Source organism: Leptospira idonii, from assembly GCF_004770995.1.
Lineage (GTDB): Bacteria > Spirochaetota > Leptospiria > Leptospirales > Leptospiraceae > Leptospira_A > Leptospira_A idonii.
Map to the genome: position 1 here is coordinate 98123 of NZ_RQHW01000042.1, position 13623 is coordinate 111745.

Sequence of the window (13623 nt, forward strand, 5' to 3'; positions counted from 1 at the left end):
ATTATATTCGAATTCTATGTTAGAACGGTTTATAGATTGGTACATCACTGTGATGGCAAACGATACAAATTCGAGCGCCTCATTCAATTCTTTTATTAAATTTCTCCTCCAGGAGGATTTTTCCATCATTCGCGCCAATATGGGAAATCGAACTCTTCATCCTCAGGTGGAAACTGTGGCTTACCTATGGGTTGTCAATAAGTTCGAAAATCTTCTCAACGTTCAGCAGGCGCCTTTATTTCATTCCAGTAAAACATACAACTATCCCGAAGGAGTTTTACAGGAAGCAAGATTCACCGTAGGAGCAGCCCGCACGGATCAGTTCAAGGCAAGCCCCATCCAGTATGTTTTGAAGACTAGGAAGACATATTACTTCTCGTTTTTGGAACATTCAGGGAACATATTTCCCTATTCCATTTTGGAGGAGCTGGCGCAGTACAATACCACCGGTTATGTGGTGATTCCTTTTTTACAGGGGGGAGATCCTTTCGCTTTTATGAGTCTTGCTACGGACAGGCCGGAAGGATTTACAAAAGAACAACTCAATTTTTTGGAAAAAGTGATCCCCATTTTCTCCGTTAGATGGATCGGATTCATGCAGTCAGAGATCACAGAATCCCTGCTAGGGGTTTACCTTGGAAAACATACAGGTTCTCTTGTTTCTTCCGGGAAAGTCTATCGGGGCGACCTGGAAAAGATCAATTCCATTATTTGGTTTTCCGATATTCGTAACTACTCGGGTCTAAGTGAAAATCTTTCTCCCGAAGAAGTGATACAATTGTTAAATGGCTATTTCGGAGTGGTCATCCCGAATATCGAAAAGAACGGCGGCGAAGTTCTGAAGATGTTAGGGGACGGAATTCTTGCGGTGTTTCCTTATGAGAACGGCTATAGAAAAAGGGTAGGATTAAAAGCATTGATTGCCGTTCGAAAAGTATTCGAAGACCTGCGTATTTTGAACAAAACGAGGATTAAGGAGACAAAAACACCGATCCGCCACGGAGTGGGGCTTCATCTAGGGGAGATCATGTACGGAAATATCGGTTCTCCAGAAAGATTGGACTTTACTGTCATCGGAGAAGCTGTTAATCTTACCAGCAGAATTGCCGGAATGTGCGGCGTATTAAAAAAGGCCGTTCTTGCCTCTGAGGAATTTGCGAGGGAAGTCGGAGTTCGGTGGGAAAATATAGGTGAACATAAGTTAAAGGGGTTTGCGAATCCCAGAAATATTTACGCAATTCCGGAAGAAGTGAAGCGGTAATACTTTTAATATGGATGCTCAGATACTCACAAACATTTTGAACTCTTTAGATGCTTTGGTGTACGTATCCGATTTAGCGAGCGGGAAAATTCTTTTTGTAAACGATTACGGTAGAAACATCTGGGGAAATATTTCCGCAGACGACGAGGTTTCCAAAGAAACCGACGAACCTGTCTCTTCTTTCTTTACCTGGAGTTCTTCCATCTTGGACACGAACGAGTCCGAGGATGCGAGGCCGCTTTCTTACGAAAGACAATTCGGAAGAGAAGGCGAGTTTTACGAATGTAGAGACACAATCATTCCTTGGAGATCCGGGAAAGCCCGCCTAACTTGCGCTTTTAATATTCATACGAGAAGAGAAAGAGAAAATCTCTATCGAACCGTGTTTCAGGCGGTGTCCGATTCCATCTTCATTCTTAAAGTGGAAGAAGACAGTGTGTTTCGTTTTTTAGGATGTAATCCTTCTTTCCAAGACGGGATCAACAAATCCGAAAGTGAAATCTTCGGAAGAACCATCTCTGAAATTTTCGAAACAAAACAGGCGGAATCTATCCAAAGAAGCTGTAGATCTTGTTTGGAAGTGAAAAACAATATCACTTTCGAATTTTTCGCAGATGACAGAAACCAAAAACAAACTTGGTCGATTCAACTCATACCCATCTTAGACGAGTTTGGTGAGATTCCTCTCCTCATCGGAGTCGCATCCAACATCACGGACCGCATTCATGCCGAACAGGAGATTCTAAAGTCGAGAGAGGAGTTGAGAGAAGCAAATCAAAGACTTCTGATCGCTATCGACCACTCGAACAAAATGGCAGATACAGCCAAATCCGCAAACGAAGCAAAGAGTGAATTTTTGGCCAATATGAGTCATGAAATTAGAACTCCCATGAATGGAATCATAGGGATGTCTCATCTTCTTTTGGACACGGATCTAAATCCCGATCAGCGTAAATATGCCGATTTAGTCAAAACCAGTGCAGAGTCCCTTCTGCAGCTCATCAACGATATATTAGATTTTTCTAAAATAGAAGCCAAAAAGATGGTACTGGAGCTGACCGAGTTTCATTTGGGCAAACTTTTAGAGAATGTGCTTTTGCTCTTCCAGCCTAAAACCAAGGAAAAGGGGATTTATCTTTCCTACGAGCCTGATCCTGCAATGCCTATTTTTTATATGGGAGACCCTACAAGACTTAGGCAAATTTTAATCAATCTTGTGGGAAATGCGGTTAAATTTACGGAAAAAGGAGGAGTTCGTCTTGCTGTGAATAAAATCAACGAAGCCGATAAATTCCATACCATTAAATTTTCCGTGTTCGATACTGGGATTGGAATTCCTGAATCCAAACTCTCTCATCTATTCGATCCTTTTTTGCAAGTAGAGGCATCCACTTCCCGCAAGTTCGGAGGAACTGGTCTCGGCCTAGCAATCGCCAAACAATTGTCAGAGCTTATGGGGGGAGATATAGGAGTGCAGAGTATTTTGGGACAAGGTTCCGTGTTTTGGTTCACTACTAAATTCGAACTCAGGGGCACTCCAGATTCCAAAGAGTCCGATTTTCCTGCATTCGGCAGAATAGAAAAAAGAAAAATTCGAACCTTTAACGGTAAACGCATATTAGTTGCCGAAGATAATTCCACGAATCAAATAGTGATTTCCGGCATTCTTCGTAAATTCGGAGTCACAGCTAAGATCGTCAATCACGGAAAAGAAGCGGTATCCGCTTTGGAAATCGCAGAATACGATTTGGTTCTTATGGATTGTCAGATGCCGGAAATGGACGGATTCGAAGCGACAGGAGTGATTCGTTCCGAAAGTTCGAATGTTCTAAATAAAAAAATTCCTATCATCGCACTTACCGCCTATGCAATGAAAGGTGATCGAGAAAAATGCCTGGATGCAGGGATGGACGGATATCTTGCCAAGCCGATCGATCCAGAAGCTTTGGAAGAAGTATTGAGCCACTGGTTGGGATAGCGGCTAAAAATAAAAGTAAAAGCTGATGACTAAAGCAAATAGAAGGCCGAATCTCCATTCGTCTCTTCTGCAGAATATCTTACGTCTGAATTTTTTGGGAAACAATTCAGAATAACGGTAAGATATATATCCAGACAATATGGCAGTGATCCCGAAACCCAAAACGGCCCAAGTCTTGTTGTCCGCGGGGAATGAAACTTTGAATACGATTAAAATTCCGATAGCTGCCGCATAGACGAAGCTCAGCAGGATATAAAACTTATTTTTTTTCGATAATCGATTGTTTTGCGATGTTAAATTCTGTGTTCGATTTTTTGCAGAAAGAAAAAGACTTAGAAAAAAATGAAAGAGGGAAGAGAAGATCACCACTAAAAACACTCTGTGTAGAAAATTGAGATCTTGTCCGAAGATTTTGTAAACAGATTCCCATCCTACCGAATGGTAAAGGACTGGCAAAAGAAAAGAAACGATAGGAGCCATCAATATGGTGATCCAAGCGGATCTTCCTTCCGACTTCTTCCATAGAATGCCGAACAGGAAGACTACCAAAATGCCTGGAGTGAAATGGGAACTTTGAGCCGAAAGTTCCAGAAAAAAATTCTTTTTGGAATGAGGGTCGTGAATCAGCAGCGCCAGTAATGTGGTGAATGCGGAGAAAAAAAGTAAAAACCATCTTCCTGTTTTTAGAGAATCTTCATCTTCCGTTTGTTTGTCTTCTTTGCCTTCGATTCCTTGTTGTTTCCATCTTCTTCTAAAAGGAAGATAAAAATCGATCGTGAATAATGTGGCTGCGGAGTGAAGCATTGAGTCGATGGATGAGAAAATTGCACCTAACAGACCGGCAAGAATCACTCCTACCAATCCGTAACCTGCCGGAACGATAAGAAGAACCAATTGAGAAAAGGCTTCATCCGGATCGATTCCTTCCGCTTGCCCGGAATGATTCCAAATATGATAACCCGCAACACCTGTGAGTATGGAAAAAAAAGGAACTGAAAGCTTTAAAAAGCCGCTCGCTAAAATTCCTTTCCTAGCCTCTCTTAAACTGGATGCACCTAATGTTCGTTGAACGACATATTGGTTCGTATTCCAATAGAAAATATGAAGTAGAAATAAACCGCTGAGTGCCCCTGACCAAGGTAGTAAAGGATGATCGGAAGGAAGATATAAACTCATCCTGCCGGTTCCTAAATCTGCCGCTTCTTTGGCCAAAAGACCTGAGATGCCGCCCACTTCCGGTCTTGTCAAAGTGAGATAGGCAAGAACCAATCCCGATAAAAGGATGAGAACGGTTTGGATCACATCCGTATATACTACAGATTTTAATCCGCCAAACCAGGTATAAATGGTGGAGGCAAGTGCGAGTATCACCACAAGTTTTTCATAAGTGAGTGAAGGGAAAGATTGTTCCAAAAAAGGAAGAAAGGCTCTGGCTCCTATATATAATCCCGAAGTCAGCTGGATGGTGATGAGTATTAGAACGATCAATGAATAGAAGAGTGCGGATGTTTTTCCGTATCTTCCTTCGAGAAACTGTGATAAGGTGAAGAATTTATTTCTGCGAAAAACCGGAAGAAAAACGAATGCTAAAATCAAAATGGCAAAGATGGATCCGAATTCGTAATGGCTTTGTGCGAATCCTACTGAGAAGCCGATGCCTAACATTCCTACCAGATGATTGGCGGAGATATTCGTTCCGAAAAGAGAGCCTGCCACTCCCCACCATGGAAGGGTTTTTCCTCCCAAAAAGTAATCTTTGGCGGTCTTTTCTTCTTTTCCTACATACAGGCCTACCCCAAGCACTAGGAAAAAAGTACAAAGAAAGAAAACTGTGTCCCAAATAGAAATCATAGCGGATGAATATTCTGTCATAATAGACAAAACCTGTATATTATTCAAGGAAATGTTCCGTTTTATTAAATTATCTTGAAGATTCCTCTAATTTTTAAGAAATGTTGTAGTTATGCAGGATAATTTACAGATTCGTTCCCCCGAAAAAAAGGTAGAAGTGGCTTGGTTTTGCGATTTATGCAACGGAGATTACGAATTTTTAGGGGTGCCTGACGGCAAACTCAGGTCCAGTTTCGAACATTGTTCGAATATCATCCGTCTTGCCGATGAATTAGGGTATCAGAATATTCTACTTCCTTCATCTTATCAGGTGGGGCAAGATACTCTTAGTTTCGCTTCCGCAGCATCCGTTTTTACTAAAAATATTTCTCTTCTGACTGCGATTCGATGTGGGGAGATTCATCCTCCTATGCTTGCCAGAACCCTTTCCACTTTGGATCATATGCTGAAAGGACGATTGAATATCAACATTATCTCTTCCGATCTTCCCGGGACTGTTAAGGATTCCAAAACAAGATATCAAATTTCAAAAGAAGTGATTCAAATTCTGCAGCAAGGTTGGACCAGAGACAGAATTCAATTCAAAGGCCAGTACTATGATTTCGATCTTCCTTCGGATCCTGTGAAATCTTACCAAGTGAACGGGGGGCCTTTGTTGTATTTCGGGGGAATTTCGGAACATGCAAGAGAGTTATGTGCTGAGTTCTGCGATGTATTTCTGATGTGGCCTGAAACGGAAGATAAACTTGCAGAGACGATGAAAGACTTAAGCCAGAGAGCGGCGAAATACGGAAGAAAGATCGATTTCGGTTTAAGGATTCATTTGATCGTAAGAGATACTGAAAAAGACGCAAGAGATGCCGCTAAACAATTGTTATCTAAATTGGATTTGGAAAAAGCGAATGATATCAAACACAGGGCTTTGGATTCCAAGTCGGCAGGTGTGCTTAGACAGGATGAACTGAGACAAAATGCGGATTCGGATCTTTTCATTGAACCGTACATTTGGTCCGGAGTGGGTCTTGCCCGCTCAGGCTGCGGTTCCGCAATCGTAGGTTCTCCGGAACAGGTTTACGAAAAAATTCAAAAGTACATTTCTATGGGAATCAGAGCCTTTATTTTTTCCGGATATCCTTTGTTAGATGAATGTCGTGTCTTTGCGGATAAGGTTCTTCCTAAACTGGATACGATTCATTTTGCAAAAGCACAAGGAAGGCTTCCCGATTTCGAACCGGTCACACCCCTTACTACAGGAGTTAGAAAATGACGTTGCATCCGATTCAAATTTCGAAAGAAGTTGTTTTTTCCAGACTTGTATACGGGGTTTGGAGACTTCATGAGGACAAGGAAGGGAATTCTTCCAAAAGAATTCTGGAGAAAGTGGAAGTCTGTCTCTCTTTAGGGATCGATACATTCGATCATGCGGATATTTACGGAAACTTCGGGAACGAAGAACTTTTCGGAAAGGCGCTTGCGGAAAAACCGGAATGGAAAACCAAAATCAAACTGATTTCCAAAACGGGAATTCAAATCCCGAATACAAACATACGTACTAAACATTATAATACTGGATCGGAACATATCCTCCGTTCGGCGGAAAATTCTTTACGGAATTTAGGAGTTCCTTCTTTGGATCTTCTTTTGATCCATAGACCAGACCCTCTCCTTCATCCGGAAGAAGTCGCGTCTACATTTACAAAATTAAAAACTTCCGGGAAAGTGAAATCGTTCGGAGTTTCCAATTTTACAATTTCGCAGTTTGCCGCTTTACAGAGTAAATGCGATTTTCCTTTAGTCACAAACCAAGTAGAGTTTCATCCTTTTCACACGGAACCTTTGTTTGACGGAACATTCGACCAAGCGCTTCAATTCGGATTTGCGCCTATGATTTGGTCCCCGACTGCGGGAGGCAGAGTGTTTTCTCCTAATACGGAACAAGAAAAGAATTTGAAGCAGTCTTTGGATGTTTTGGCGAAAAAATACGGAGCCACGCCGGATCAGATTTTGTATTCGTGGTACTTGCGTCATCCGGCAAACCTCATTCCTGTCTTGGGAACGAACGATACGGAAAGAATCCGTTCCGCAGTGAAAGCATTTGAGTTCCCTCTGACTAGAGAAGAATGGTTCGAGATTTTAGAGAAGGGGAGAGGAAGAGAAGTCCCTTAAATGAAAGGCATTGGGTGGCGGGTTCAGTTCCCCACCCTTCAATCAGGGCGGGGAGAGTATACCCTCCTCCCCTCGAAGTTCTGCTACTCTTCTTCCGAATCCCAGCCTATGGAATAGATGGAACCGGCTACGATAGAAAATAGAGTTTGGTATCCTGCCCAAACCCATAAAAGGGAAGTGGGAGCAAATTGAGTCAGCGTGGAAAGAAACAATGTAGGACCTACCACAGCCCCCAAAGAGAATAAAATCCCGAATCCAAGGCCGCCTAAAAGTCCTTCCGGCAGACCTTCTCTTGCATAAGCAAAAAGGATCGCCATAAATAACGACTGGATCAAATCTCCAGCGACAGGTCCCAGCCAATATACATCCGTCATCGAAACGAATAACGACTGTAAGGAAGGATCGAAATAAAATTTGGAAAAAAATAACATGCGTAATGGGATAGCAACCGCTTCCCAAAACGCAAACGCAAGAAGGAACCGGACTAATATCCGGTTCCAAGTTTCCGTGTTTGGAGACTTCATCTTACTTTCCTACGATGAACACCATATTCGTGGTTGCGGAACCACCGATGTTCAACATAAGACCGTTTTTCACGTTTTTCACTTGGTAGTCGCCTGCTGTTCCTGTCACTTGTTTGTGAAGGTCAAGCATCATACGAACTCCGGAAGCACCTACCGGGTGACCTACACCGATGAGACCGCCGGATGGATTGATCGGTTTTTTACCGCCGAAGTCAATCGTTCCTTCTTCGATCGCGATGTGTTCCTTACCTGGATCGGAAATTCCGAATGCGGAAATCGCAGCATACTCGGAAGAAGTGAAACAATCGTGTGTTTCGAAAACATCGATGTCTTTCACGTCCAAGTCCGCTCTTTTGTAAGCGTCTTTTACCGTTTGGCGAGTCCAAGGGAGGATGTATTTGTCACCTACGGATTCGTCTTTTTTAGCTTCGAATGTAATCGGAGCTACACGGTGTCCCCAACCTTTCACGCGAGGGATGTCGCCTAAATCTTTTCCGTGCTTTTTTGCGTAGTCTTTCGCATAACTTTTAGAAGCAAGAACAGTGACTGCCGCTCCGTCAGTTACTTGAGAACAGTCGGAGATACAAAGTCTTCCACCCACTGCCATATTGTTCGCACCGCCGCGAGCCACAGCGTGTTCTTTGTTCATGAACCAAGAACGAGTTTGAGCCTTAGGGTTACGTTTTGCATTTGCATAATTGATTCTGGAAATTTCAGCAAGAGCATCCATGAATCTTTCTTCTTTCAGGTCGTATCTTTCTAAGATAACATCTGCTAGTTTTCCGAAAAGTTTAGGGAAAGGAAATTGGACTCCCTTAGCTTCTTTTTCGTAATAAGCAGCGGTTCCAAGGAAGTCTCCTCCTACGGAAGAAGATACGGTTTTCATCACTTCGATTCCGAGAACGATCGCTAAATCGTAATCTTCCGCACGAACGTGAGTGATGGCTGCATCTAGAGCCACGGATCCGGAAGCACAAGCAGCTTCATAACGAGCGCCTGGAACACCGTAGAAAGCAGGGTTTACTTCGGTTAAAAAAGCACCCAAGTGGCCTTGGTTCGTGTATTGTTCCGCATCAAAGTTTCCCACGAAAACAGCGACTCTGTTTTCTTTATTCAGTCTTTTGATTTCGGAATATTCGATTCCAGTCTTTTCGAGAGCATCTTCCATGACTTCTCTCATCATAGACATGAAGGTTTTGCCTTCTTTGGACCAGTTTCTTTGGAAATCGGTTTGTTCTCCACCGAGAACGAATACTTTATCACTCATAATAGTCTCCTGCCTTAGCCTTTGAAAAGAGAACGAGCATCCAGCTTATCGCCTAACTCGTAGAATTTTTTGTTCGGTTTCGCATCCGAAAGTAATTTAGGAACCGGTATTTTAGACGCTTCCAAGATCTTAATTGTTTCTTTAGGTCCGCCTAGGAAATCGACGAATGCGGATGCAGGAACCCAATTGAAACCGAATCCCATAGCTCCGTCCGTGTTTTCTTTCGAATCAACAACTTCTCCCACAAGAGAAAGAGAGTAGCTGATGTAACGGCTGATAAAGTATCTTGCGATGTCTGCTTCCAAACCTTTTGCGGTTTTTACAACTTCCATTGCACCTTTGTAATCGGACTCTTTGATTTTTTGACGTGCTTCTTTGATGAATGCGATGTCGAATTTAGGGTATGGATCGTAACTTCCGGTTTTGATATTGTAGACGAATTTCTCTTTTTTTCCGTCCGCAGTTTTTGTGATCTTAGTCAAACCACCACCGGACTTCATACCTAACTTTCCTTCATCGATCAGCTTTTGCATATAACCTGGAAGTTTGAAAGTGGAATGAGCTTCGTCTTTCGTGTTGTCGTAGATGTTGTCTACGATCGCTTTGTGAACATCTAATCCTACGAAGTCCGCAGTTGCCAAAGGACCCATCGCACGGCCGGTATAACCGGACATGATTTCGTCAAGAAGAGCGATCCCGCCTTGGTCCGCATATTTTTCTGCGAATTGAGCTACTTCGTTCATCAACTGAAAGCCGATTCTGTTTCCTGCGAATGCAGGAGTGTCGTTCGTATAAACAACGGCACGACCAAGAACTTTATCGAGGTATTCCCCTAGAGCTTGCGTGACTTTTTTGTCGTTTCCTGCATGAGTGACAAGCTCGCACAGAATCATTTTGTAAGGAGGATTGAAAAAGTGTGTTCCGTAATAATGTTTTTTACCATCTTCATCGAAAGCATTGGCAAGCCTTCCGATGGAAAGACCGGAAGATACTGTAGAAACGATCGTTCCCGGTTTTCTGGACTTCGCAATTCGTGCATTAATTGGTTCCTTGACTTCGTAACTTTCAGCTACAAGTTCGAAGACCCAATCTGATTCAGAAACTGCTTTTTCCAGGTCTGCATCATAGGACCCTGGAATCATTCTGCCTCGGATTGTGTCTGTTTTTACAGAATTAACTGCGGCTTCGATACCTTGTTTTGCTTTTTCTACGTCTCTTGCGAGCATGTGGACTTTAGCACCGCCGAAGGCAGCGATAACGCCCGCACTTCCTGAGCCCATGGCTCCGTTGGCACCTAAAATCGTAACTGTTTTGATTTCTCTCATGAAGTTGGATTCCGAATGTGATTTTTACTTACCTTTTTAGAAAAGGAAACCTCCAGGAATATCGTTTTTTTTGTCAGAATTGTTACAGGAAGAGCAATCGTTTCGTCTAAACAAATTGGTCTCCACAGTATAATGTGACATAATCCTGCCATTGTCCTTAGAAATAGGAGGGATATTGGGTAGATTTAGTGGTACCTACCACTTTTTCTTTGGAGAAGAGCCTCTAAGGGCAGATAGAAGTGTGGTACCTCTTACTTTTTTCTATCAGAGTGGGGCGGCTCGGATGAGATTCTATTTGTAGTACCTCCTACAAATCCCCGACCGGGCTTTCCGCTCCAATGCAACGAAATGCTTTTCGTTGCATTTCCACTTCGATCCCTGCCGCAAGGTCCTCACATAGATATAAGTCCATTTCTTCCTGGTTTGTGAATCGTTTGACGGCTGTGAAATCCTTTTGTGCTTCGCTGTATTGACGGGAAAGATAATATAACCACTGTTTAATCCTTCCAAGACGGCTTTGAGTGTCCATAAGGCTCGCAAGATGGATCCAATACTTATATAGAATGCTTTTCATCTCTTCCCAAGGAAAAGCTTCGTTTCGTTCTCCTTGGATCTCCAAAGCCAAAGTAGGATTCGCAATCATACCTCTACCGATCATAAGATCGGAACAACCTGAAATTTCATGGCAGCGAATGGCATCTTCTTTTGTCCAAATTTCACCGTTTGCCACAATGGACACTCGGACTTCCTTTTTGATTTTGGCAATCCATTCCCAGTATGCGGGCGGTTTGTAACCGTCCATTTTCGTTCTTGCATGTACCACAATTTCTTCAGCACCACCGCCTTCCAGCGCTTTGGCGCAATCAATCGCTTGTTCGGTGGACTCGAACCCCAATCGCATTTTTGCCGTGACAGGAATAGTGGATGGAACCGCCTTTCTAGTCTCATAAACGATTTTATACAGAACATCCGGTTCTTTCAGTAGTACGGCTCCTCCTCGGTTGCGATTGACCGTAGGAGCAGGGCAGCCGAAATTGAGATCAATCCCGTAAGCTCCCAGACTTGCTACTTTTGCCGCATTCTCCGCCATACAAACAGGATCCGAACCCAAGAGTTGAACTTTTACTGGAACTCCTGCTTTCGTTCTGCAATTATGATTCAGCTCGGGAACATATCTATAAAATCTTTGTGAAGGAAGAAGAGTGTCATTCACTCGAATGAATTCACTCACACATTGATCGATTCCTCCGATTTTTGTGATGATATCACGCAAACGGAAATCAAGAAGCCCTTCCATTGGAGCAAGTAAGATTCTCCGAATCATTGTTTTAGTTTTTTAGTCTTCTTTTCCAAAAACTCTGTAAAATCGATTTGTCCCATAATAAATGTTAAATTATATCTGCTTTCATACAGTAGGAACGCGCTTGCCAAAAATAAAAATACCCCTCCTAAAAGAGCAATTACAGTAGGAATCCAAGAGTATTCTTTGGCAAAGGCAAGAACAAGTGCCAAGCTCAAACTGGAAATGACAAATAACGAAGTGGCCGTATAAAGAAAGGCCATGGAGCGTTGTATGAGAACTGCTCGTTTTCTTTGAACGGAGAGTTGACCGATCAGATAAGACGTCCTGTCTTCGGGAAAAGCGATTTTACCTTCCAGGATCTTTTCCATTTCCGTTTTCAAAAGATTCACTCTGTCGAAGATGCGGCCCAAACGATTGGCGGTAGAGAAAATCAAACTGGCACTTGCAGAGATCAATACGGCAGGTGTGATCATGCCGGATAGAATTTCGGAATTTGCAAAAGATTCGAACATGGATACGATTCTGTGACGGAGGTACCACACTCACAAACAAAAAAAGAATCCATCTCTCCGGTCTATCCCGTGGTAGGTACCACAATTTCTTTCCGTATCAGAACCAATGCCATGGAAGGAAATACCACAAGTGACATGGCAATTGCAATCGGCCCTAAACCTTGTTCCAAAAAGGGAGAGAGAATTCCTGTGATTCCACCGGAAAGCAAAGTAACTGCAAGAATCATAAAAGCGGAACCCCTTGCGTCATTATCTCCTGCGGCGATCAGCGCACTGACAAACCCAGTACCTCCTCTCAGTCCAAGACCGATATTGATAGGAACGAAATAACAAATCAGATAGACAGGATCATCTAACCGAAAGAACGCTCCAACGAGAAACAAAACGGCTGAAAGAGAAGCAAATGTGGTACCTGCCACAATGACTGCTTCCGAACCGAATTTTTTAACGAAATAAGAAGAGGTTTGTGCGAATGTAAAAAAGGTAAATACGGAGAGGATCTGAAGTAAAATAAAACTATCGATCGCTCCTTTTTTATAAGTTACGATCAAGTTCGGTGCGGAAAAAACGAATATCAATAATCCACCCAAAACCCCCACATGACTCAGAGCATATCTTAAAAAAAGAAAGTTTGTAAATAGTTCCTTATAGGTTCTTTTTTTTGAATCGATAGTTTTTTGTTTGGCGGTATTCCCGGTTTTTCTTTGTAAGGTGAATAGAAACAAACTGACGATCAAAGAAGAGATTGCTGTCAGTAAAAAACTAGATTCCCATCCGAACTGATCCGCCAAGTAAGCTCCTGCTAGAGGAGCAAACGCCGGAACCATGGACTCTATACTTCCCATAATGCTGACAGCTCTCATCGCGCCTTGAGAAGAAAAAAAACCTCGGATGAGTCCTGGAGCAAGAACGGCTGCACCGCTGGAACTGATTCCTTGTAAAAAACGATAAGCTACAAGTTCATATATATGAGTAGAAAAAATGCAAAGAAGGGAGATGGCCGCAAAACAAAGTAAAGATGCAGAGAATAGCCGGATCGCATCGAAACGATCCGAAAGAAAACTGAATAAAAGAAGTCCTGCACTGGTTCCTAAAACATAAAATGCGATGATCCACTGAGCATCCGCAGGAGAACTTCCCGGAAACACTTCTTTGAAGTTGGGGATATAAGGAAGAATCAGATCAATGCCGGACAAACCCAGCACAGTACCCAAGTTGATTAAAATCAAAATTCCAAGAGAAGACCCGGATAAGGATAATTTCATAAATACAAAGATTTGAACTGGCCTTTGTTTGGCGATTTCTCTTTTTAAAGAAGGACCCGTATTTATCGATTGTGGCATCGTCCGGATCGAGGGATTTTGTTTCGTATGAATTTTGTAAATGCTCGACTAAGGCCTTCTTTTCCTCATTGGTTCCGTTCTTTTCCAACCAGG

At 42.7% G+C, this 13623-nt stretch carries 11 protein-coding genes; 4 read left to right on the forward strand and 7 right to left on the reverse strand.

What is annotated here, in order from left to right; all coding sequences use genetic code 11:
- Positions 1-16: 16 nt before the first annotated feature.
- Together EHS15_RS10970 and EHS15_RS10975 are read left to right on the forward strand one after the other, a co-directional pair.
- Positions 17-1261: an adenylate/guanylate cyclase domain-containing protein gene (locus EHS15_RS10970; protein ID WP_135760617.1), complete on the forward strand. Its 1245-nt coding sequence runs from the start codon at positions 17-19 to the stop codon at positions 1259-1261.
- A 10-nt stretch (positions 1262-1271) separates the two neighbouring features.
- Entirely contained in the window at positions 1272-3239 is a 1968-nt protein-coding gene (locus EHS15_RS10975; RefSeq protein ID WP_135760618.1) for a PAS domain-containing hybrid sensor histidine kinase/response regulator, read from the forward strand.
- A gap of 3 nt (positions 3240-3242) precedes the next feature.
- On the opposite strand, the gene EHS15_RS10980 is transcribed toward EHS15_RS10975, so the two are convergent.
- Entirely contained in the window at positions 3243-5111 is a 1869-nt protein-coding gene (locus EHS15_RS10980) for an SLC5 family protein (protein WP_246052088.1), read from the reverse strand.
- A 91-nt stretch (positions 5112-5202) separates the two neighbouring features.
- Between EHS15_RS10980 and EHS15_RS10985 the strand changes: the two genes are divergently transcribed.
- Both EHS15_RS10985 and EHS15_RS10990 read left to right on the forward strand, forming a co-directional pair.
- Positions 5203-6357 carry an LLM class flavin-dependent oxidoreductase gene (locus EHS15_RS10985; RefSeq protein WP_135760619.1) on the forward strand — a complete coding sequence of 385 codons (1155 nt, stop codon included), beginning with the start codon at positions 5203-5205 and terminating at the stop codon, positions 6355-6357.
- Positions 6354-7256, forward strand: a complete 903-nt coding sequence (locus EHS15_RS10990; protein WP_135760620.1) for an aldo/keto reductase — start codon at positions 6354-6356, stop codon at positions 7254-7256. The genes EHS15_RS10985 and EHS15_RS10990 overlap by 4 nt, the downstream gene beginning before the upstream one ends.
- 83 nt (positions 7257-7339) lie before the next feature.
- Here the strand turns inward: EHS15_RS10990 and EHS15_RS10995 are convergent, their stop codons facing one another.
- The 6 genes from EHS15_RS10995 to EHS15_RS11020 form a co-directional block, all read right to left on the reverse strand.
- Entirely contained in the window at positions 7340-7780 is a 441-nt protein-coding gene (locus tag EHS15_RS10995) for a hypothetical protein (RefSeq protein WP_135760621.1), read from the reverse strand.
- A 1-nt stretch (position 7781) separates the two neighbouring features.
- On the reverse strand, positions 7782-9047 hold the full coding sequence (locus tag EHS15_RS11000) for an acetyl-CoA acetyltransferase (protein ID WP_135760622.1): 1266 nt from the start codon (positions 9045-9047) through the stop codon (positions 7782-7784).
- Positions 9048-9061: 14 nt separating this feature from the next.
- On the reverse strand, positions 9062-10372 hold the full coding sequence (locus tag EHS15_RS11005) for a 3-hydroxyacyl-CoA dehydrogenase family protein (protein WP_135760623.1): 1311 nt from the start codon (positions 10370-10372) through the stop codon (positions 9062-9064).
- A 307-nt stretch (positions 10373-10679) separates the two neighbouring features.
- Complete coding sequence (locus EHS15_RS11010) at positions 10680-11696, reverse strand: tRNA dihydrouridine synthase (protein WP_246052089.1); 1017 nt, start codon at positions 11694-11696, stop codon at positions 10680-10682.
- Positions 11693-12187 (reverse strand): DUF2721 domain-containing protein, encoded by a 495-nt coding sequence (locus EHS15_RS11015; RefSeq protein WP_135760624.1) that lies wholly within the window; start codon positions 12185-12187, stop codon positions 11693-11695. The genes EHS15_RS11010 and EHS15_RS11015 overlap by 4 nt, the downstream gene beginning before the upstream one ends.
- Positions 12188-12249: 62 nt before the next feature.
- A complete protein-coding gene (locus EHS15_RS11020) occupies positions 12250-13530 on the reverse strand; it encodes an MFS transporter (protein ID WP_135760625.1) in 1281 nt (426 codons plus the stop codon).
- Positions 13531-13623: the final 93 nt, after the last annotated feature.

Coding starts and splice junctions, on each gene's coding strand:
- EHS15_RS10980 (WP_246052088.1), bottom strand. CDS start 5,111: ATGACAGAATATTCATCCGCTATGATTTCTATTTGGGACACAGTTTTC.
- EHS15_RS10995 (WP_135760621.1), bottom strand. CDS start 7,780: ATGAAGTCTCCAAACACGGAAACTTGGAACCGGATATTAGTCCGGTTC.
- EHS15_RS11015 (WP_135760624.1), bottom strand. CDS start 12,187: ATGTTCGAATCTTTTGCAAATTCCGAAATTCTATCCGGCATGATCACA.
- EHS15_RS11000 (WP_135760622.1), bottom strand. CDS start 9,047: ATGAGTGATAAAGTATTCGTTCTCGGTGGAGAACAAACCGATTTCCAA.
- EHS15_RS10970 (WP_135760617.1), top strand. CDS start 17: ATGTTAGAACGGTTTATAGATTGGTACATCACTGTGATGGCAAACGAT.
- EHS15_RS11005 (WP_135760623.1), bottom strand. CDS start 10,372: ATGAGAGAAATCAAAACAGTTACGATTTTAGGTGCCAACGGAGCCATG.
- EHS15_RS10975 (WP_135760618.1), top strand. CDS start 1,272: ATGGATGCTCAGATACTCACAAACATTTTGAACTCTTTAGATGCTTTG.
- EHS15_RS11020 (WP_135760625.1), bottom strand. CDS start 13,530: ATGCCACAATCGATAAATACGGGTCCTTCTTTAAAAAGAGAAATCGCC.
- EHS15_RS10985 (WP_135760619.1), top strand. CDS start 5,203: ATGCAGGATAATTTACAGATTCGTTCCCCCGAAAAAAAGGTAGAAGTG.
- EHS15_RS10990 (WP_135760620.1), top strand. CDS start 6,354: ATGACGTTGCATCCGATTCAAATTTCGAAAGAAGTTGTTTTTTCCAGA.
- EHS15_RS11010 (WP_246052089.1), bottom strand. CDS start 11,696: ATGATTCGGAGAATCTTACTTGCTCCAATGGAAGGGCTTCTTGATTTC.